This window comes from Serratia sp. LTN-2, from assembly GCF_059740205.1.
Map to the genome: position 1 here is coordinate 23,098 of NZ_JCAXDO010000004.1, position 20,828 is coordinate 43,925.

Consider the following 20,828-nt stretch of genomic DNA (forward strand, 5'->3'; position numbering starts at 1 on the left):
AGCATGCCAACCATTTCCAGGCAGGAATATGCCGGGCTGTTCGGCCCGACCACCGGCGATAAAATTCGCTTGGGCGACACGCAGCTGTTTATTGAAATAGAAAAAGACCTGCGCGGTTACGGTGAGGAATCGGTCTACGGCGGCGGCAAGTCGCTGCGTGACGGCATGGGCGCCGATAACCGATTAACCAGCGATAACGTTCTGGATCTGGTCATTACCAACGTGACCATCCTGGATGCCCGGCAAGGGGTGATCAAGGCGGACGTCGGCATTAAAAACGGCCTGATCGCCGGCATCGGCAAAAGCGGCAACCCGGCGGTGATGAACGGCGTCACGCCTGGCATGGTGGTGGGCGTCAGCACTGACGCCATCTCAGGGGAGCACCTGATCCTGACCGCCGCCGGCATCGATACGCATATCCATTTCATTTCGCCGCAGCAGGCCGCACACGCGCTCTCCAACGGCGTGACGACCTTCTTCGGCGGCGGCGTCGGGCCGACCGACGGCTCTAACGGCACCACCGTGACCGCCGGCCCCTGGCATATCCATCGCATGCTGCGCGCCTTCGAAAATATGCCGGTCAACGTGGGGATGCTCGGCAAAGGGCATGCTTCCCATGCCGCGCCGTTGATCGAACAAATTACCGCCGGCGTGGCCGGATTGAAAGTGCACGAAGACTGGGGCGCCACCAATTCCGCACTGCGCCATGCGTTGCGGGTGGCCGATGATATGGATATTCAGGTGGCGGTGCACACCGACAGCCTGAATGAGGGCGGCTACGTCGAGGACACCATCGACGCCTTCGAAGGGCGCACCATCCACACCTTCCACACCGAAGGCGCTGGCGGCGGGCACTCGCCGGATATCATCAAAGTCGCCGCGCAGATGAACGTTTTGCCGAGTTCTACCAACCCCACGCTGCCGTTCGGCATCAACAGCCAGGCCGAACTGTTCGACATGATCATGGTGTGCCACAACCTCAATCCCAATGTGCCGGCCGACGTGGCGTTCTCCGAAAGCCGGGTGCGCCCGGAAACCATCGCTGCGGAAAACGTGCTGCATGACATGGGCGTGCTGTCGATGTTTTCCAGCGATTCACAGGCGATGGGGCGGGTCGGTGAAAACTGGCTGCGGGTGATGCAGACGGCGCATGCGATGAAAGTCGCCCGCGGCAAGCTGCCGGAGGATGCGGCGGAGCACGATAACTTCCGCGTGTTGCGTTACGTGGCGAAGATCACCATCAACCCGGCGATCGCGCAGGGGATCAGCCATGTGCTGGGCTCGGTCGAGGTCGGCAAGATGGCCGATCTGGTGCTGTGGGAGCCGCGTTTCTTCGGCGCCAAGCCGAAGCTGGTGATCAAGGGCGGCATGATCAACTGGGCGGTGATGGGCGATCCCAATGCGTCGCTGCCGACGCCGCAGCCTACCTTCTACCGCCCGATGTTCGGCGCCATGGGCAAATCGCTGCAGGAAACCTGCGTCACTTTCGTCTCCGGCGCTGCGTTGCACGACGGCATCAAAGAGAAACTGGGGCTGGAGCGGCAGGTGATGGCGGTGCATAACTGCCGGGCGATCTCCAAGCAGGACATGGTGCGCAATGCGGAAACGCCGCACATCGAGGTGGATCCCGAGACCTTCGCCGTCAAGGTTAACGGCGAACATGCCACGGTGAAACCGATCGCCACCGCCGTGCTTAATCAACGCTACTTCTTCAGCTAGGGATCGCCGCTCATGATCGTGATTGAAAAGATACTCGGCAATATCAAACGGGATGCCGACTGGCGCGAGCGCTTGCAACACGCCTCGCTGGACGTGCTGACGCTCTCGCAGTGGGAGGCGCAAAAAAGCCGGTGCCGCAAAACCACCCGCGACGGTCGGGACCTCGGCATTTCCCTCGATCGTCATCAGGTGCTGGCTGACGGCGACGTACTGCTCTGGGACGAAGCGAACCGCAGCGCGGTGGTGGTGCAGATGAACCTGCGCGACGTGATGGTGATCCATCTGCAGTCGCTGTTGGCGACCGATATGGCGACGGTGCTGAAAACCGCGTTCGAACTGGGGCATGCGCTGGGCAACCAGCACTGGAAATCGGTCATCAAGGGGGACCGCATTTTTATTCCGCTGACGGTGGCGACCAAGGTGATGGATTCGGTGATGAAAACCCACGGTTTCCATGCGCTGCCTTATTTGTTCGTGAAGGGCGAGAGCATATTACCCCATTTGACCCAGCCCGAAGCGCGCCTGCTGTTCGGCGGCGCGGAGGATTCCGCCACCCATGTGCATGTCGACAGCCCGTTCCTCGGTCAGCATGTGATCAAACTGAAATGAACGCCGTTCAGTTGATACGCATCCTGCAATTTGCCGACTCGGTGCTGCCGGTGGGGGCGTTCGCCTTTTCCAACGGCGTCGAGTCGGCGATCCAGGCCGGTATCGTGCGCGATGCCGACACGCTGCAATCGTTCACCCGCACCGCCTTGCAGCAGGCGGCGGGCGGCGACGGCAGGGCGGTGGTGGCGGCCTGTCGGGCGCTGCAGGCGGACGATCGCGAGGCGGCTCTCGGCCACGACTGGGCGCTGTTCAACCGCAAGCTGAACGAAGAAGGGCGCAGCATGGTGGTGCGAATGGGAAAAAAGCTGGCGGAAATGACGGCGGCCATCTGCGATGAGCCCCAGGTGCTCTGGTGGCTTGAGCAGATCAAAACCGGCCGCGCCGCCGGCACCTATCCGGTGACGCAGGCGGTGGTGATGACGGCGCTGGGCGTCGGCCCGCGCGAGGTGGCGGTGATGCACCAGTACGGGGTGGCGATGACCATTCTCAGCGCCGCCATGCGCCTGATGCGCATCACCCATATCGACACCCAACGCATCCTGTTTCAACTCAACCGCGACATCGATGTTTTTTGTGACGAAGCCGAACGCGGCGGCGTTGAACAAATGGCCTCTTACGCGCCGGTGACCGATGTCCTGGCCGCGCTGCACGTCGGCGCATTTACCCGACTGTTCAGCAACTAATGAATAAGGAACGATCAGAGTGAAAAAAATTACCCGCATTGGCATCGGCGGCCCGGTAGGTTCGGGCAAAACCGCAATCATTGAAGTCATCACGCCGCGCTTGATCGAACGGGGCATCAGCCCGTTGATCATCACCAACGACATCGTCACCACCGAAGACGCCAAACAGGTCAAGCGCACGCTCAAGGGGATTCTGGACGAGGAAAAAATCCTGGGCGTAGAAACCGGCGCCTGTCCGCATACCGCCGTGCGTGAAGATCCGAGCATGAATATCGCGGCGGTGGAGGAGATGGAGGCCCGTTTTCCGGAAAGCGACGTGGTGATGATCGAGAGCGGCGGCGATAACCTGACGCTGACTTTCAGCCCGGCGCTGGCGGACTTTTACATCTATGTCATCGACGTCGCCGAAGGGGAAAAGATCCCGCGCAAAAACGGCCCCGGTCTGGTGCAGGCCGACATTCTGGTGATCAACAAAATCGATTTGGCCCCCTACGTCGGCGCCAGCCTAGCGGTGATGGAGCACGACACCCGCGTGGTGCGCGGCGAGCGGCCCTATATTCTCACCAACTGCAAAACCGGCGAAGGCATCGATGAACTGGTGGACATGATCATGCGTGATTTTCTGTTTACCCACGCGCCGTCGGCGGCGGTATGACAGCGGTCAGCGAAGCGGCGAGGCGCGTTGCCCAGCTCGGCGCCGACGCGCCGGAGTTGGCCGACTATCAGGATGAGCCGCCGCAGATGGCCAGCGGTGGCGTAGGCAAAACCGGTTATCTGCGGCTGGAGTTTGCACTGAACGGGCATCGCAGCGTGCTGCGGCGGATGGAGCGGCGGGTGCCGTTTCTGGTACAGCGGGCGCTGTATTGGGATGAAGCGCTGCCGCAGATGCCGTGCGTGTTCGTCATCTCCACCTCGGGGTGCATCTTGCAGGGCGATCGCCTGACGCTCGAGGTGCAGGTTGCCCCCCAGGCCTGCGGGCATATCACCACCCAGTCGGCGACCAAGATCCACGCCATGGAAAATAACTACGCGGCGCAGATGCAAATGCTGAGGCTGGAAGCCGGCAGCTATCTGGAGATGATGCCCGATCCGGTGATCCCCCACTGCGGTTCGCGCTTCATTACCGATACCCGCATTACGCTGCATCCGACGGCAACGCTGCTCTACGGCGAGATCCTGATGTCCGGGCGCAAACACCATCAGGCGGATCGCGGGTTCAGATTCGACGTTTACTCCTCACGCATCAGCGCCTGCAGCCCCGATGGCAAGACGCTGTTTGTCGAACGTTATGTGCTGGAACCGCATAAGCATCCGTTGCACGGCGTTGGCGTGATGGGGCCGTTCGATGTGTTCGGCAATGTCATCCTGCTGACGCCGCGCGAGCATCATCAGCGGATCCTCGATCGCATCGCACCCCGCTATGACGAGGTTGAAGGGATCGCCAGCGGCGTCAGCCGATTGCCCAACGAGTGCGGCCTGATCTTTAAGGCATTGGGCAAAGAGGCGCGTCAGGTGAAGGCGGCCATTCGCGTTTTTTGGCGCGTCGCGCGGGAAGAGATCCTGGGCGTGACGCTGCCCGAGCCCTTTATCTGGCGCTAATCTGCAGCGGGAAACGGTCATGACGACAAAGTGGGATTGGGCGGGGCTGTGCGTTCGCTGCCGGGTGGTGGCGGCGACGGATGCGGTGCTGCGCGGCTGTTCGCAGGTGATGTTTCAAAATAATCCGTTGACCGGATTGCTGTTTTTCATCGCCATTTTCGTCGGTGCCTGGGAGGAAGGGCTGCCGCAGGTGGCCTTCGGCTGCCTGTTGGGCACCGCCACGGCGACGCTGAGTGCGGCGTGGCTGGTGGACGACCGCGCTGCGTTGCGTTCCGGCCTGTATGGCTATAACGGCTGCCTGGTCGGCGCCGCGCTACCGACTTTTTTGTTGCCTTCCGCCTGGCTGTGGGTCGGCGTGATCTTCTGCGGCGCGATCTCGGTGATCGTCACCGTCGGCCTCAATCGGCTGCTGCGCACCTGGCAGATCGCCGCGCTGACCGCGCCTTTCGTGCTGACCACCTGGACGGTGCTGCTGGCCAGCTATCCGTTCAGCCATCTGCGACATGTGCGGCTACCGCCGGCGGCCATCCCGGCCGATGGCGCGGTGTTCAACGCGCATCCCGAGATGATGGAGATGCTGAACGGCGCGTTGCACGGCGTCTCCCAGGTTTTTTTGTGCAGCAGCGTGAGCGGCGGCCTGCTGCTGCTGCTCGGGCTGGCGGTTTCGTCGCCGCGTGCGATGCTGCTGGCCTTTTCCGGCGCTTTGCTGGCGGTGGCGACCGCACTGGCGATCGGCGCCGATCCGCAGGCGGTTTTCGCCGGCCTGTACGCCTTCAGCGCAGTGTTGACGGCGGTGGCGCTGGGCTCCGTCTTCAATCCACCCGGCTGGCGGGTGCTGATCTATACGCTGCTTGGCGTGATTTTCACGGTGCTGGTGCAGGGGGCTTTCAATACCTTGCTGGCCCCGCTGGGTATGCCGTCGCTGACCATGCCGTTCGTGATCGCATCCTGGCTGTTCTTGAGCGCCAATCCGGCGGTGATCGCGGCGCGGCGTTAATCCCTCGATTTGAACATAACGATAAAACAGGAGTGTGGGTATGACGGTAGTTTCTGAAGGATTGCACGGTGCGGCCCGGCGGCGGGCGGCATATCTGCTGCTGGGGCTGTTGGTGGTCAACGTCGGCGTCTGGCTGCTGGCGCTGGCGGTGTTCAAAGACAACGCCGCGCTGATGGGCACCGCCTTGCTGGCCTACAGCTTTGGTCTGCGCCATGCGGTGGACGCCGACCACATCGCCGCGATCGACAACGTGACCCGCAAGCTGATGCAGCAGGGCAAAACGCCGGTGGCGGTCGGCACCTTCTTCTCGCTCGGCCACTCGACCATCGTGGTGCTGGCCTCCGCCGCCATTGCCGCGACGGCGATGATGTTCAGCCGCCAGATGAGCTGGTTTCACGAGACCGGCGGCTTGATCGGCACGCTGGTGTCCGCGCTGTTTCTGCTGACGGTGGCCTTTATCAATCTGCTGGTGCTGATCTCCGTGTGGCGCGCTTTCCGGCAGGTGAAAGCGGGGGCGCTGCCTGCGCATCAATCGCTGGATGCGCTGATGAGCGGCGGCGGTGCGCTGGCGCGCTGTTTCCGCCCGCTGTTCAGGCTGGTGAATAAGAGTTGGCACATGTACCTGGTGGGCTTCTTGTTTGGCTTGGGCTTCGACACCGCCACCGAGGTTGGGTTGCTGGGCATTTCGGCCGCCGGCGCCGGCCACGGCATGAATCTGTGGAGCATCATGCTGTTCCCGGCGCTGTTCGCCGCCGGCATGGCGCTGATCGACTCCATCGACAACTTCGTGATGATCGGTGCTTACGGCTGGGCGTTTTCCAAACCGATCCGCAAGCTGTACTACAACATGACGATCACGGCGGCATCGGTGCTCATCGCGGTGTTTATCGGAGGCATCGAAGCGCTCGGGCTCATCGCCGACAAGCTGGCGCTGTCCGGCCCGCTGTGGGACGCCGTCGCGCGGCTCAACGATCATCTGGGGGAGATGGGGTATTGGGTGATCGCCGTGTTCATCTTCTGCTGGCTGGTGTCGGTGGTGAATTACCGCCTGCGCGGCTATGACAAACTGACGGTCAGCGGCTGAAAAGGCGGGTGCTCGTAGATCCTGCCTGACACCATCGGCCAACGGGCGGGGCGAACCCCGCCGTTGGGTTGCCTTACCGTTCGGATTCGTAAGCCAAAGTGGCCGCAACCTCCGAGTCTCCCAGCCTGATGCGCAGTTCGCATAGAGAACCGCGGGTTAGCCAGATGAACGCGATCAGCGTCATACAGACGATCACCAGCTTAAGCACGACCCGTTTTTGCTGCATTTTTGACCTCCCCATCCTTGCCTTGCGGCGGGTAAGAGGCTAACCTGATGTTGCTAGGCATCAGAGTGGCCTCGGGTTGATAATATCGACTCGGGGCCTTTCTCTTTCTCTCCTTTGCCAAGGCTCCGGACAGAAAGATCCAGAGCACCCGCCGCGCAGTCTACTCGAACTTCCTTCCGGTGAAATCCGCCGCTGCGCCAACCTGCGGCGCGGTGCGCAGTTTGTGATGCAAGAAAAGAAAAAGGGGCGATGATGATCGCCCCTTGGATGCGTGGAGTTGGACTTGGCGTTAAGCCGCTTCGGTCTGCTGTTGGCGCTTAGACTGCGCCGCCGGCTTTTCCGGCTTGGCGGCCGCCAGCGCGTCCGGCGCGAAGTCGTCTACGTTGATGGAGCGCAGGCGGCTCTCTTCGGCTTTCACCAGGATCTTCGCCTCGTCGGCGCTGATCTTGCCTTCTTCCAGCGCGCGTTCCGCCAAACGATCCAGACGGGTGAACGGCAGGTTTTTGCCGGCCGCCTTGCACAGGCGTTCGTGAATCGGCTCGGCGGCCATCACGTCGGCCAGCGCCGCTTCCAGCAGGCCGATTGGGTTATGCTCGCTCGGCGTCAGATACTGACCGCGCCCCAGACGGCTGCGGGTGGCGGAAGGCACCTGCAGGATCTTGGCCAGCTGATGGTCCAGACGATCGGACGGTGCGGTATGCACGCGGCCGAGCGGGAAGACCACGAAGCGCATCGCGCCGGCGATAAAGCGGTTCGGGAAGTTGCGCAGCAGGTCATCCAGTGCCTGTTCAGCTTTATGCAGGCTGTCTTGCACGCCCCAATGCACCAGCGGCAGATCTTCTTTCTGACGGCCTTCGTCGTCAAAGCGTTTCAGCACGGCGGAAGCCAGGTACATCTGGCTGAGGATATCCCCCAGGCGAGCGGAGATGCGCTCACGGCGCTTCAGGCTGCCGCCCAGCACGCCCATGGAAACGTCCGACAGCAACGCCAGGTTGGCGCTCAGGCGGTTCAACTGCTGATAGTAACGACGGGTCGCGTCCTTGGTCGGCGTGGCGCTGGTGCGGCCATTGGTCAGGCCCAGCCAGAAGCTGCGCACCTTGTTGCTGCCGACGTGGCCCAGGTGGCCGAACAGCGATTTATCGAAAGCGTTCAGATCGTTGTTTTGCGCGGCCGCCATTTCATCCAGTACATAAGGATGGCAGCGGATCGCGCCCTGACCGAAGATCATCATGGTGCGAGTCAGGATGTTCGCGCCTTCCACCGTGATGGCGATCGGTGCACCCTGATATGCGCGAGCCAGGAAGTTGGATTCGCCCAGCATGATGCCTTTACCGCCGGCGATGTCCATGGCGTCAACGATCGACTGCTGGCCGCGGTGCGTACAGTGGTATTTGACGATGGCCGACAGTACGGCCGGCTTCTCGCCCTGCACCAGCGCATAGGTGATCAATGAAGCGGCGGCGTCCATCACATAGGTGTTGCCGGCGATGCGCGCCAACGGCTCTTCGATCCCTTCCATCTTGCCGATGGAGATCTTGAACTGACGGCGAATGTGCGCGTAGGCGCCGGTCGCCAGGGCAATGGATTTCAGGCTGCCGGTGGAGTTGGACGGCAGGGTGATGCCGCGACCGACCGACAGACATTCAACCAGCATGCGCCAGCCCTGGCCGGCCATTTTCGGGCCGCCGATGATGTAATCGATCGGCACGAATACGTCGGTGCCGCGGGTCGGGCCGTTCTGGAACGGCACGTTCAGCGGGAAGTGGCGGTTGCCGATCTCCACGCCCGGCGTGCTGGTCGGGATCAGCGCACAGGTGATGCCCGGGGATTCGTTGTCGCTCAGCAGGCGATTCGGGTCATGCAGTTTGAACGCCAGGCCCAGTACGGTAGCGACCGGTGCCAGCGTGATGTAGCGCTTGTTCCAGGTCAGGCGCATGCCCAGCACCTGTTTGCCTTGCCATTCGCCCATGCATACGGTGCCGACGTCCGGGATCGCGCCGGCATCGGAACCCGCTTCCGGGCTGGTCAGCGCGAAGCAAGGGATCTCGTCGCCGCGCGCCAGGCCCGGCAGATAGTGATTTTTCTGTTCTTCGGTGCCGTAGTGCTGCAGCAGTTCGCCCGGGCCGAGGGAGTTCGGCACGCCGACGGTGATCGCCAGAATGCCGGAAACGCCGGCCAGTTTTTGCAGCACCTGCGCCTGAGCATAAGGCGAGAATTCCAGACCGCCGTACTCTTTCTTGATGATCATCGCGAAGAAACGGTGTTCTTTCAGGTACGCCCAGAGTTCAGGCGGCAGATCGGCCAGTTCGTGGGTGATTTGGAAGTCGTTGGCCATGCGGCAGGCTTCTTCCACCGGGCCGTCGATAAACGCCTGCTCTTCTGCCGTCAGGTGCGGTTTCGGGTAGTTGTGCAGCTTGTTCCAGTCCGGCGCGCCGCGGAACAGATCGCCTTCCCACCAAGTGGTGCCGGCGTCGATCGCCTCCTTTTCGGTGGTGGACATCGGCGGCATCACTTTGCGGAATGCGCGCAGCGCCGGCGCGGAAAGCAGGGAACGGCGCACGGAGGAAAGGTTCAGCGGCAGCAGCACGATAGCCAACGGCAGCAACAGCCAGAAGCTCCACAGGCCGATAGCGCCCATGGCGGCGGTGTACGCCACCAGGATCAGGCTGCTGAGGGTAAGGTTCACCCGGTGGTAGAACACCACGCCGAGGAGAGCCAGTAAAACGACAATACTAAGAACCATCATAAGAAGCTCCGAAGTAGTAAGAGGTCTGACCTGTTGTGTGTATGTAATAGGTTTTAGTACAAGGCAGAATTTTTATCAATGCGTTTACAGTTTAATTACAACTCAGGTCACAAACTGACAGCACCAATCATCAAAAACCTCTCCGCTTCCTTAACCGGCGCGCTGTTTGGCTGAGAATGCTTCTCGCTGTTTCCGCGATCCGGTACACTGCGGAGCGGAAGATTTGACGATAACAAGAGGTTCCTCATGTACCACGACCTTATTCGCAGTGAACTGAACGAAGCGGCTGATACCCTGGCGAAATTTATCAATGACGACGCCAACATCGACGCCATCCAACGCGCGGCGGTGCTGCTGGCGGATTCCTTCAAAGCCGGCGGTAAAGTGATTTCCTGCGGCAACGGCGGTTCCCATTGCGACGCGATGCACTTCGCCGAAGAGCTGACCGGCCGCTACCGCGAAAACCGCCCGGGCTACCCGGCGATTGCCATCTCGGACGTCAGCCACCTGTCCTGCGTCAGCAACGATTTCGGCTATGAGTATGTGTTCTCCCGCTATGTGGAAGCAGTGGGCCGCGAAGGTGACGTGCTGTTGGGCATTTCCACCTCCGGCAACTCCGGCAACATCATCAAGGCCATCGACGCGGCGCGCGCCAAAGGGATGAAAGTGATCACCCTGACCGGCAAGGACGGCGGCAAGATGGCGGGTTCCGCCGATGTGGAAATTCGCGTGCCGCACTTCGGTTACGCCGACCGCATTCAGGAAATCCACATCAAAGCGATCCACATCTTGATTCAGCTGATCGAAAAAGAGATGGTTAAGGCGTAATAGCCTTCGGGGGGCCGCGGCTCCCCATGAATAAGACGGCGGGCGCCGCATGTTGCGCCCGCTCGGCGTGTGTCAGTGTGGTTAAGGAGTGCTGGCGATGTGTGAACTGCTCGGGATGAGCGCAAACGTACCGACCGATATCTGCTTCAGCTTTACCGGTTTGGTTCAGCGCGGCGGCCGCACCGGGCCGCATAAAGATGGTTGGGGCATTACCTTCTATGAAGGGAACGGTTGCCGCACCTTCAAGGATCCGCAGCCGAGCTTCAACTCGCCGATCGCCCGCCTGGTGCAGGACTATCCGATCAAGTCCTGCGCGGTGGTGTCTCATATTCGTCAGGCCAACCGCGGTGAAGTGGCGCTGGAAAACACCCATCCGTTCACCCGCGAACTTTGGGGCCGCAACTGGACCTACGCGCACAACGGTCAATTGAAAGGCTATCGTCAGCTGGATACCGGCACGTTTCGTCCGGTCGGTCAGACCGACAGCGAATATGCGTTCTGTTGGCTGCTGCATCAGCTGGCGCTGAAATACCCGCGCACCCCGAGCCAGTGGCCGGCGGTCTTCCGCTATATCGGCCTGTTGGCGAGCCAGCTGCGCAAGAAAGGGGTGTTCAATATGCTGTTGTCGGACGGGCGCTTCGTGATGGCCTATTGCTCCACCAACCTGTATTGGATCACGCGCCGCGCGCCGTTCGGCAAGGCGACGCTGCTCGACCAGGACGTGGAAATCGATTTTCAGCAGCAGACCACACCGAACGATGTGGTCACGGTGATCGCCACCCAACCGCTAACCGCCAACGAAACCTGGCACAAGATTGAGCCAGGCGAGTTCGCGCTATTTCACTTCGGTGAGCGGCTTGTTCTGAGCGAAGGGATTGGTGTTGGGCGTCGGGCTGGCTGACGCGTACTGCGTCATCTGGCCGCTGCTCATCAACGGTTGACCCAGCACATACTGGCCGTTGTCTACGGTCATCATCGGCGGCTGGTGGTTCTTGGCGAAGTAATCGTAGCCCGGTTTCAGCTGGCGCCAGAAGGCGATATAGCTGGATGACGCATGGCGCTTGAGGTTCTGATCGGTCATGCGGAACGGGTAGATGCTGATGTCGACGCGGCTTTGGCCATAGGCGAAGGCGGCTTCGACGTAGCGATAGATTTCATCCATATAGGTGTTGGTCATCGCGTAACAGCCGATCGATTTGCATTCACCGTGGATCATCAGATAAGCGCCGGAATAGCCCTGCGATTTATCGTAATCATTAGGGAAACCGATATTGATCGCCCGATAATACTTGCTGTCGGGTTTCAGATGGCGCGCGTCAACGCTATAAAAGCCTTCAGGACTTTTAAAGTCGCCTTCACGACGTTTAGGACCCAGCCCGCCGGAGAAATTACAGATCGGGAACGTGTTGACCAGACGGAATTCATTGCCCATTCTGGCATACAATTCCAGCTGGCGTTCCTCTTTGAAGATCTGAATATAGACCGGCGAACCTAATAATTGCTGTTTAACTACCGGCGCTTCGGGTACCTGCTCGCTGGCGCTGCAGGCCGTGATCATCGGCATAGAAACAAGCATCGCAAACAACAGCGCGATTTTGCTCATTATAATTCCTGCTTATATTTATCTGCCGGCGCAATCAAGCTGGCCAGCATGCCACTGATTATTGTTTTTACTGCTGCAAAACACCGCCAGATTACCAGCGCGTTTATTTTTAGCAATACGTGATATGTATAAAAAAACGACAAAGCTCGATAAAAGTGAAATGACCGGCAGATTTTAACGATAAGTAGTGAAAAACAGGCGAAATTTAATTGCGTTTGCTTGACCCAAGTCACGACGGAACGCAGAACAATGTTGCGAACAATGTTAATATTCCCTCTTCAATTTAACGCGCTGTGGCGATTGAAGCGGCAGGGGTTATGGCATATAACCCGGTTGCTTTGAAGGTTATTTGGCTACAGGCCGTTAACACATCGACTGTCGCGCAAACAACGGAAAGGGGGAATCAAAGGAATGCGCGTTACCCCATATATTCACTGCGAGAAAGTTCATGTTGGGCGTGCCGTCGTGCGCACTGCCCGGCAATCCTGGCATCGTCAGCACCCGCCTCTGGGGCCGGGCAGACGTGTAAACCAAACTACATCGTATAAATCCTATGATTAAGATCAGAAAAGGGTTAGATCTGCCGATAGCCGGGGCTCCGGTTCAAGCGATCCAAGACGGCCCGAACATTCAGCATGTCGCCCTGCTTGGGGAAGAGTATGTCGGAATGCGCCCCTCCATGCTGGTGCAGGAAGGCGATACCGTTAAGAAAGGCCAGGCGTTGTTCGAAGACAAGAAAAACCCCGGGGTTTTCTTCACGGCTCCCGCCAGCGGCCGCATCGCCGCGATTAACCGCGGCGAGCGGCGCGTATTGCAATCGGTGGTGATTGCGCTGGAAAACGGCGGCGACGATCAGCTCGAGTTCGCGCACTACCCGCTGGGTGAACTGGCCCAGCTGCCGCGCGAGCAGGTCGAGAGCGAACTGATCGCCAGCGGCCTGTGGACCGCGCTGCGCACCCGCCCGTTCAGCAAGACGCCGGCTCCCGGCAGCGAACCGCGCGCCATTTTCGTCACCGCTATGGACACCCAGCCGTTGGCCGCCGATCCGCAGGTGATCATCGCCGAGCAGCAGGCAGCGTTCAACGCCGGGCTGGTGGTGCTGGCGCGCCTGACGGCGGGCAAGGTGCACGTGTGCCATGCCGCCGGCGCTTCGGTTGGCCAGCAGAGCGGCCCGCAGATCGCTTACAGCGAATTCGCCGGCCCGCATCCTGCCGGGTTGGCAGGCACTCACATTCACTTCCTCGAACCGGTCAGCCTGAAGAAAACCGTTTGGCACATCGGCTACCAGGATGCGATCGCCATCGGCACGCTGTTCACTACCGGCAAGCTCGACACCGGCCGGGTCGTGGCGCTGGCCGGGCCACAGGTGGCGCAGCCGGCGCTGCTGCGCACTCGTCTGGGGGCCAGCCTCGATGAGCTGACTGCCGGCCGCCTGAAAGGCGGCGAGAACCGGGTGATCTCCGGTTCGGTGCTGAACGGCATGCACGCCGCCGGGCCGAACGCCTGGCTCGGCCGCTTCCACTCGCAGGTGTCGGTGCTGGAAGAAGGGCGCGACAAAGAGCTGTTCGGTTGGATCGTGCCTTCGCCGAACAAGTTCTCCATTACCCGCACCACGCTGGGCCACTTCCTGAAGAACAAACTGTTCGCCTTCTCGACCACCACCAACGGCGGCGAGCGCGCCATGGTACCGATCGGCAACTACGAGCGGGTGATGCCGCTGGATATTCTGCCGACGCTGCTGCTGCGCGATCTGCTGGCGGGCGACAGCGACAGCGCGCAGGCGCTGGGTTGTCTGGAGCTGGACGAGGAAGATCTGGCGCTGTGCACCTTCGTTTGCCCCGGCAAATATGAGTACGCGCCGGTGCTGCGCGAGGTGCTGACCAAGATTGAGCAGGAAGGATAACCGATGGGCCTGAAGAATTATTTTGAGAAGATAGAGCATCACTTCACGCCGGGCGGCAAATTGGAAAAGTGGTATCCGCTGTATGAAGCGACCACCACGGTGTTTTACACCCCCGGCACGGTGACGCGCGGCGCTTCGCACGTGCGCGACGCCATCGATTTGAAACGCATGATGATCCTGGTGTGGCTGGCGGTGTTCCCGGCGATGTTCTGGGGCATGTACAACGTCGGCCAGCAGGCGATCCCGGCGCTGCATCATCTGTACAGCGGCGACGAGCTGCAACAGGTGTTGGCGGGCGACTGGCATTATCGTCTGGCGCAGTGGCTCGGCGCCTCGCTGGCGGCCGACGCCGGCTGGGTCAGCAAAATGGTGCTGGGCGCCTGTTACTTCCTGCCGATCTACGCCGTGGTGTTTGTCGTCGGCGGTTTCTGGGAAGTGCTGTTCGCCATCATCCGCAAGCATGAGGTCAACGAAGGTTTCTTCGTCACCTCTATCCTGTTCGCGCTGATCGTGCCGCCGACCCTGCCGCTGTGGCAGGCCGCGCTGGGTATCACCTTCGGCGTGGTAGTGGCCAAAGAGATCTTCGGCGGCACCGGGCGCAACTTCCTCAACCCGGCGCTGGCCGGCCGCGCCTTCCTGTTCTTCGCCTATCCGGCGCAGATCTCCGGCGATCTGGTGTGGACTTCCGCTGACGGTTTCTCCGGCGCGACGCCGCTGGCGCAGTGGAGCGCTGGCGGGGCGCACAGCCTGAGCAACGTAGCCACCGGCCAGTCCATCAGCTGGATGGACGCTTTCCTCGGCAACATTCCCGGCTCGATCGGTGAGGTGTCCACGCTGATGATCCTGATCGGCGGGGCGATTATCCTGTTCGGCCGCGTGGCCTCCTGGCGCATCGTCGCCGGCGTGATGCTCGGCATGGTGGCTTCCGCCATGCTGTTCAACGCCATCGGTTCCGACACCAACCCGATGTTCGCCATGCCGTGGTACTGGCACCTGGTGCTGGGCGGTTTCGCCTTCGGCATGATCTTTATGGCGACCGACCCGGTTTCCGCCTCCTTCACCAACAAGGGGAAATGGTGGTACGGCATTCTGATCGGCGTGATGTGCGTGCTGATCCGGGTGGTCAACCCCGCCTATCCGGAAGGCATGATGCTGGCGATCCTGTTCGCCAACCTGTTCGCACCGCTGTTCGATTACCTGGTGGTGCAGGCCAACATCAAGCGGAGAAAAGCCCGTGGCGAATGAAGCGAAAAACGACGGCATCGGTAAAACGCTGCTGGTAGTGCTGCTGCTGTGTTTGGTGTGTTCAGTGGTGGTGGCGGGCTCCGCCGTCGGCCTGAAGTCCAAACAGCAGGAGCAAAAGCTGCTCGATAAGCAGCGTAATATTCTCGACGTAGCCGGCCTGTTGCAGCCGAAAATGGAGAGCGAGCAGGTCAAACGCCTGTACAGCGAGCGCATCGAGCCGCGTTTGGTGGATCTGAACAGCGGCGAGTTTGTCGCCGGCAAGGCGGCGGCGTTCGATCTGGGCGCTGCGCTGCGCGACGACGCCAAAAGCGTGGCGCTGGCGGCGGGCGACGATCCAGCCGGCATCAAGCGCCGCAGCAACCAGGCGGAAATCTATCTGGTGCGCAATGAAAGCGGCCAGGTGAACAAGATTGTGCTGCCGGTATACGGCACCGGTCTGTGGTCGATGATGTACGCCTTCGTGGCGCTGGATAACGATGGCAACACGGTCAAGGGCATCACCTACTACGACCAGGGGGAAACCCCGGGGCTGGGCGGTGAGGTCGAGAACCCGTCCTGGCGCCAGCAGTGGGTCGGCAAGCAACTGTTCGACGACAACGGCCAGCCGGCGATCCGCGTGGTGAAAGGCGGCGCGCGCCAGGGAGATGTGCACGGGGTGGACGGCCTGTCCGGCGCCACGCTGACCTCCAACGGCGTGCAGCATACGTTTGATTTCTGGTTGGGCGAGCACGGCTTCGGCCCGTTCCTGAAAAAAGTTCGTGAAGGAGCGCTGAAAAATGGCTGATTCCAAAGAGATAAAGCGGGTCCTGCTGGGGCCGCTGTTCGACAATAACCCGATCGCCCTGCAGGTGCTGGGCGTTTGCTCCGCGCTGGCGGTGACCACCAAGCTGGAGACGGCGGTGGTGATGACCATTGCGGTGACGCTGGTGACGGCGTTCTCCAGCTTCTTCATCTCGCTGATCCGTCATCACATTCCCAACAGCGTGCGCATTATCGTGCAGATGGCGATTATCGCTTCGCTGGTGATCGTGGTCGATCAGCTGCTGCGTGCCTATGCGTTCGAGATCTCCAAGCAGCTGTCGGTGTTCGTTGGCCTTATTATCACCAACTGTATCGTGATGGGACGCGCCGAGGCCTACGCCATGAAATCGCCGCCGATCGAGAGCTTTATGGACGGCATCGGCAACGGGCTGGGCTACGGGGTGATCCTGGTGCTGGTCGGTTTCCTGCGCGAGCTGATTGGCTCCGGCAAGCTGTTCGGCGTGCCGGTGCTGGAAACGGTGCAGAACGGCGGCTGGTACCAGCCGAACGGCCTGTTCCTGCTGGCGCCGAGCGCGTTCTTCATCATCGGCCTGCTGATCTGGGTGCTGCGCACCCTGAAGCCGGCGCAGATCGAAAAGGAGTAAAGGCCGATGGAACACTATATCAGCCTGTTTGTGCGCGCGGTGTTCGTTGAGAACATGGCGCTGGCGTTCTTCCTCGGGATGTGTACCTTCCTGGCGGTGTCGAAGAAGGTCTCGACCGCCTTTGGCCTGGGCATCGCGGTGACCATCGTGCTCGGCATTTCGGTGCCGGTGAACAACCTGGTCTACAACCTGATCCTGCGCGACGGCGCGCTGGTGGAAGGCGTCGATCTGAGCTTCCTCAACTTCATCACCTTCATCGGCGTGATCGCGGCGCTGGTGCAGATTCTGGAGATGATCCTCGATCGCTTCTTCCCATCGCTGTATAACGCGCTCGGCATCTTCCTGCCGCTCATCACCGTGAACTGCGCCATCTTTGGCGGCGTGTCCTTCATGGTGCAGCGCGACTACAACTTCGCCGAATCGGTGGTGTACGGCATCGGCTCCGGCACCGGCTGGATGCTGGCGATCGTCGCCATGGCGGGGATCCGCGAAAAACTCAAATATGCCAACGTGCCGGCGGGACTGCGCGGCCTGGGCATTACCTTTATCACCACCGGACTGATGGCGCTGGGCTTCATGTCCTTCTCCGGTGTTCAGTTGTAAAGGCGGGAAGAATTTATGGAAATTATTTTAGGCGTAGCAATGTTCACCACCATCGTGATGGTGCTGGTGTTGCTGATCCTGTTTGCCAAATCGAAGCTGGTGAATACCGGCGACATTGCGGTGGAGATCAACGGCGATTTGGATAAGAGCTTCCATGCGCCGGCGGGCGACAAGCTGCTCAACGTGCTCTCCAGCCAGGGGATCTTCGTCTCCTCGGCCTGCGGCGGCGGCGGCTCCTGTGGCCAGTGCCGGGTGGTGATCAAAGAGGGCGGCGGCGATATCCTGCCGACCGAGCTCTCGCACATCAACAAGCGCGAAGCAAAAGAGGGCTGCCGCCTGGCGTGCCAGGTGAACGTGAAGCAAAACCTGAAGATCGAGCTGCCGGAAGAGATCTTCGGCGTGAAGAAATGGGAGTGCGAGGTTATCTCCAACGATAACAAAGCCACCTTTATCAAAGAGCTGAAGCTGAAGATCCCCGATGGCGAAGACGTGCCGTTCCGCGCGGGCGGCTTCATTCAGATCGAAGCGCCGGCGCACGACATCAGTTACGCCGACTTCGACGTGCCGCAGGAGTATCGCGGCGACTGGGATAAGTTCAACCTGTTCCGCTACCGCTCGACGGTAAACGACACCACGGTGCGCGCCTACTCGATGGCCAACTACCCGGAAGAGAAGGGCATCATCATGCTCAACGTGCGTATCGCCACGCCGCCGCCGAACAATCCGGAGGTGCCGCCGGGCATCATGTCTTCCTATATCTGGTCGCTGAAGGCCGGCGACAAGGTGACCATCTCCGGGCCGTTCGGCGAGTTCTTCGCCAAGGACACCGACGCCGAAATGATCTTTATCGGCGGCGGCGCGGGCATGGCGCCGATGCGCTCGCATATCTTCGATCAGCTCAAGCGCCTGAACTCGAAGCGCAAGATCACCTTCTGGTACGGCGCGCGTTCGCTGCGCGAGATGTTCTATGAAGACGACTTCAACCAGCTGCAGGCGGAGAACGACAACTTCACCTGGCACGTGGCGCTGTCGGATCCGCAGCCGGAAGATAACTGGACCGGCTACACCGGCTTTATCCATAATGTTCTGCTGGAGAACTATCTGAAGAACCACCCGGCGCCGGAGGACTGCGAGTTTTACATGTGCGGGCCGCCGATGATGAACGCCGCGGTGATCAAGATGCTGAAAGATCTGGGCGTCGAAGACGAAAACATCATGCTGGATGACTTTGGTGGCTAAATGCGCGCATTGGCGATGAAGAACTGGCTGACGGGCGTGGCGCTGAGCGCCACCCTGCTGCTGACCGGCTGCGGGCCGGAACAGGTGAACCTGGCGGGTAAAACCATGGGCACCTCGTATTCGATCCGTTATGTGACCGGCGACGATACGCCGTCGGCGCGCGAGATGCAGGCGGAGATCGACAAACGGCTGGAGCAGGTGAACGACCAAATGTCCACCTACCGGCCGGATTCCGAGCTGAGCCGCTTCAACGCCAGCCGCGACATTGAGCGGCCGTTCCCGGTTTCACCGGCGACCGCCGAGGTGGTGCGCGAAGCGCTGCGCATCAACCGTGTCACCGACGGCGCGCTGGACGTGACCGTCGGGCCGCTGGTCAATCTGTGGGGCTTCGGCCCGGAAGGGCGGCCGGATAAAGTGCCGAGCGAGGCGGAGCTGGAGCACCGTCGCGCCTGGACCGGCGCCGACAAGCTGTCGGTGCAGGGCAGCGCGCTGGTGAAAAGCATCCCCGAGCTGTATGTCGACCTGTCGTCGATCGCCAAAGGGTATGGCGTAGACGTGGTGGCGGAATACCTGCAATCGCAGCACGTGCAAAACTACATGGTGGATATTGGCGGCGAAGTGCGCACCCGCGGGCGCAACGGCGAGCAAAAGCCGTGGCGTATTGCCATCGAACGCCCGACCGCCGGCGCGCAGCAGCAGGCGCAGCTGGTGATCCAGCCGGGAGAGATGTCGATCGCCACCTCGGGTGACTATCGCAACTACTTCGAGCAGGACGGGGTGCGCTATTCGCACACTATCGATCCGGTCACCGGCCGGCCCATTCATCACCGTTTGGTGTCGATCACCGTGCTGAGCCCGACCTGCATGACCGCCGACGGCCTGTCCACCGGCCTGAACGTAATGGGGCCGGAGCGCGGGATGGCGCTGGCCAACCTGCTCGGTATCCCGGTGTTCATGATCGTGAAAACCGCCGACGGGTTTGAGGAGCGTTATTCGGATGCGTTCAAACCCTATCTGAAAAAGAGTTCGTGAGGTTGTTATGTTGACGGTATTCGCCGCCACCTTCGTGTTGTTCCTGCTGATCGTCGGCGGCATGTCGCTGGGCTATGTGTTTAAACGCAAAAGCCTGCAGGGCAGCTGCGGCGGCATCACTGCGCTGGGGATGGAGAAAGTCTGCGACTGCCCGGAACCCTGCGATGCGCGCAAAAAGCGCGAAGCCAAAGCGGCGCAGCGGCGCGAGCAGTTGGACAAGCACCGCATTCTGTAGCGAAGCGAAAACCCGGCCTTGGCCGGGTTTTTTATTTTGCCTTGCGGAAGCTTTTCGCCTCGGCCGGCGAGTTGACCATCACGCCGTCGGCGCCCAGCGCCAGCGCCTGCTGATACTCCTGCGGCGTGTTGACGCCGAACAGAATGATGTGTGCCAGGCCCTGCGAGCGGAAACAGTCCATCGATTCTTTATCCCAGGTCAGAAACGCCTTCGAGTGCCCTTCGCCGAGGGTGTACTTCTCTACCACTTCCACCTCGCGCTTCAGCTCCAGCCCGTACCAGCGCGGCTGTCGGTTGTCCGGTTTGACATCGCACTGGTGCGCCATGGTGACGTTGGCCAGCAGCGTGCGGGTCTCGTCGCGGCTTTCGAAGCGCGGGATGGCCGGTGGCAGCGCCTGCAGGTATTTGGCGTCGGTAGAGTAGACGCGGGTGCGGTTCAGGCTGTCGGTGCTTTCCAGCGTCGCCAGCAGCGCCTGGCCAAACTGCGCCGGATCGGCGTCCGGGGATTTGATGTCCAGATAGAAGGTGACGTGCGGAAACGCTTTTAGCACCTCGTCCAGCCGCGGAATGCCGATGCCCTGGCCGCGGAACGGATGCGCATCGCCTTTGGCGAACGCCCAGCCGGCATCGGTCTCGGCCAATTGTGCGGCGGTATACGCAGAGACCGGGCCCTGCCGGTTGGTCAGCGCCGTCAGATCCGAGGGGCGATACAGCACGATGACGCCGTCTTTGGATTCTTGCAGTGTGATCCAAACGGCGTCGGCACCGTTTTTCAGCGCGGTTTCGATGGCGATGCGGGTGTTTTCCGGCGCATCGGCGGTGCCGCCGCGATGGGCGACGATCGCCGGCGCGTGACCGGCGGCGGCGCTGGCCGCCAGAGCGCTCAGCGACAGCGCGGAAGCCAGCAGCCAATGAGAAAATCTGATCATGTAGAGTACCTTGTCGTTATCGTTGTGGTGAGCCGCACGGGATAGCGGAGATCATACTATTGAAAAATTAAGCTTTTTTAACAACGCGGAAATATCTGACGGAAGCGGTGCTTTCATCGAAGCCTGCGGCCTTGAGCTTTCGG

Annotated in this window: 21 protein-coding genes; 17 read left to right on the forward strand and 4 right to left on the reverse strand. The window is 60.9% G+C overall.

Features of this window, described 5'->3' with window-relative positions:
* Positions 1–3: 3 nt before the first annotated feature.
* From AC6BYQ_RS09950 to AC6BYQ_RS09980, 7 genes are read left to right on the forward strand one after another with little or no spacing between them, the layout of a single operon-like run.
* A complete protein-coding gene (locus AC6BYQ_RS09950; protein ID WP_019454319.1) occupies positions 4–1,719 on the forward strand; it encodes an urease subunit alpha in 1,716 nt (571 codons plus the stop codon).
* 12 nt (positions 1,720–1,731) lie between these two features.
* Positions 1,732–2,328 (forward strand): urease accessory protein UreE, encoded by a 597-nt coding sequence (locus tag AC6BYQ_RS09955; protein ID WP_498056805.1) that lies wholly within the window; start codon positions 1,732–1,734, stop codon positions 2,326–2,328.
* The gene (locus AC6BYQ_RS09960) at positions 2,325–3,011 is read left to right on the forward strand and encodes an urease accessory protein UreF (RefSeq protein ID WP_063918766.1); all 687 of its coding nucleotides are present in this window, start codon (positions 2,325–2,327) and stop codon (positions 3,009–3,011) included. The genes AC6BYQ_RS09955 and AC6BYQ_RS09960 overlap by 4 nt, the downstream gene beginning before the upstream one ends.
* Before the next feature lie 19 nt (positions 3,012–3,030).
* A complete protein-coding gene (gene ureG, locus AC6BYQ_RS09965) occupies positions 3,031–3,666 on the forward strand; it encodes an urease accessory protein UreG (protein ID WP_019454316.1) in 636 nt (211 codons plus the stop codon).
* Entirely contained in the window at positions 3,663–4,610 is a 948-nt protein-coding gene (locus tag AC6BYQ_RS09970; RefSeq protein WP_019454315.1) for an urease accessory protein UreD, read from the forward strand. Before ureG ends, AC6BYQ_RS09970 begins: the two co-directional genes overlap by 4 nt.
* Positions 4,611–4,629: 19 nt before the next feature.
* Positions 4,630–5,607 carry an urea transporter gene (gene yut, locus AC6BYQ_RS09975; RefSeq protein WP_498056806.1) on the forward strand — a complete coding sequence of 326 codons (978 nt, stop codon included), beginning with the start codon at positions 4,630–4,632 and terminating at the stop codon, positions 5,605–5,607.
* Between the two features lie 40 nt (positions 5,608–5,647).
* Entirely contained in the window at positions 5,648–6,691 is a 1,044-nt protein-coding gene (locus AC6BYQ_RS09980) for a HoxN/HupN/NixA family nickel/cobalt transporter (protein WP_498056807.1), read from the forward strand.
* Between the two features lie 73 nt (positions 6,692–6,764).
* On the opposite strand, the gene AC6BYQ_RS09985 is transcribed toward AC6BYQ_RS09980, so the two are convergent.
* Positions 6,765–6,917 (reverse strand): Hok/Gef family protein, encoded by a 153-nt coding sequence (locus tag AC6BYQ_RS09985; RefSeq protein WP_004930217.1) that lies wholly within the window; start codon positions 6,915–6,917, stop codon positions 6,765–6,767.
* A gap of 289 nt (positions 6,918–7,206) precedes the next feature.
* Positions 7,207–9,663, reverse strand: coding sequence for an acyl-CoA dehydrogenase FadE (gene fadE, locus AC6BYQ_RS09990; RefSeq protein ID WP_198637245.1), 2,457 nt, complete (start codon positions 9,661–9,663; stop codon positions 7,207–7,209).
* 246 nt (positions 9,664–9,909) lie between these two features.
* Here fadE and lpcA point away from each other — a divergent pair, with 246 nt between their 5' ends.
* On the forward strand, positions 9,910–10,491 hold the full coding sequence (gene lpcA / locus AC6BYQ_RS09995) for a D-sedoheptulose 7-phosphate isomerase (protein ID WP_004930220.1): 582 nt from the start codon (positions 9,910–9,912) through the stop codon (positions 10,489–10,491).
* Between the two features lie 97 nt (positions 10,492–10,588).
* The gene (locus tag AC6BYQ_RS10000) at positions 10,589–11,392 is read left to right on the forward strand and encodes a class II glutamine amidotransferase (protein ID WP_019454310.1); all 804 of its coding nucleotides are present in this window, start codon (positions 10,589–10,591) and stop codon (positions 11,390–11,392) included.
* Here AC6BYQ_RS10000 and dpaA read toward each other — a convergent pair.
* Entirely contained in the window at positions 11,327–12,094 is a 768-nt protein-coding gene (gene dpaA / locus AC6BYQ_RS10005; protein WP_498056808.1) for a peptidoglycan meso-diaminopimelic acid protein amidase, read from the reverse strand. The genes AC6BYQ_RS10000 and dpaA overlap by 66 nt on opposite strands.
* A gap of 553 nt (positions 12,095–12,647) precedes the next feature.
* Here dpaA and AC6BYQ_RS10010 point away from each other — a divergent pair.
* Genes AC6BYQ_RS10010 through nqrM form a run of 8 tightly spaced genes read left to right on the forward strand, consistent with a single transcriptional unit; the run spans position 12,648 to position 19,757 of the window.
* Complete coding sequence (locus tag AC6BYQ_RS10010) at positions 12,648–13,997, forward strand: Na(+)-translocating NADH-quinone reductase subunit A (protein ID WP_498056809.1); 1,350 nt, start codon at positions 12,648–12,650, stop codon at positions 13,995–13,997.
* Between the two features lie 3 nt (positions 13,998–14,000).
* Positions 14,001–15,242 carry an NADH:ubiquinone reductase (Na(+)-transporting) subunit B gene (locus AC6BYQ_RS10015; RefSeq protein WP_019454307.1) on the forward strand — a complete coding sequence of 414 codons (1,242 nt, stop codon included), beginning with the start codon at positions 14,001–14,003 and terminating at the stop codon, positions 15,240–15,242.
* Complete coding sequence (locus AC6BYQ_RS10020; RefSeq protein ID WP_019454306.1) at positions 15,232–16,026, forward strand: Na(+)-translocating NADH-quinone reductase subunit C; 795 nt, start codon at positions 15,232–15,234, stop codon at positions 16,024–16,026. Before AC6BYQ_RS10015 ends, AC6BYQ_RS10020 begins: the two co-directional genes overlap by 11 nt.
* Entirely contained in the window at positions 16,019–16,648 is a 630-nt protein-coding gene (locus tag AC6BYQ_RS10025; protein WP_004930232.1) for an NADH:ubiquinone reductase (Na(+)-transporting) subunit D, read from the forward strand. Before AC6BYQ_RS10020 ends, AC6BYQ_RS10025 begins: the two co-directional genes overlap by 8 nt.
* 6 nt (positions 16,649–16,654) lie before the next feature.
* Entirely contained in the window at positions 16,655–17,251 is a 597-nt protein-coding gene (gene nqrE, locus AC6BYQ_RS10030) for an NADH:ubiquinone reductase (Na(+)-transporting) subunit E (RefSeq protein ID WP_015376732.1), read from the forward strand.
* Between the two features lie 15 nt (positions 17,252–17,266).
* Positions 17,267–18,490 carry an NADH:ubiquinone reductase (Na(+)-transporting) subunit F gene (nqrF, locus tag AC6BYQ_RS10035; protein ID WP_025160084.1) on the forward strand — a complete coding sequence of 408 codons (1,224 nt, stop codon included), beginning with the start codon at positions 17,267–17,269 and terminating at the stop codon, positions 18,488–18,490.
* A complete protein-coding gene (locus tag AC6BYQ_RS10040) occupies positions 18,491–19,522 on the forward strand; it encodes an FAD:protein FMN transferase (protein WP_019454304.1) in 1,032 nt (343 codons plus the stop codon).
* 7 nt (positions 19,523–19,529) lie between these two features.
* Positions 19,530–19,757: a (Na+)-NQR maturation NqrM gene (nqrM, locus tag AC6BYQ_RS10045; protein WP_004930244.1), complete on the forward strand. Its 228-nt coding sequence runs from the start codon at positions 19,530–19,532 to the stop codon at positions 19,755–19,757.
* Positions 19,758–19,788: 31 nt separating this feature from the next.
* Here nqrM and AC6BYQ_RS10050 read toward each other — a convergent pair whose 3' ends face one another.
* On the reverse strand, positions 19,789–20,685 hold the full coding sequence (locus AC6BYQ_RS10050; protein ID WP_498056810.1) for a glycerophosphodiester phosphodiesterase family protein: 897 nt from the start codon (positions 20,683–20,685) through the stop codon (positions 19,789–19,791).
* Between the last annotated feature and the right edge of the window lie 143 nt (positions 20,686–20,828).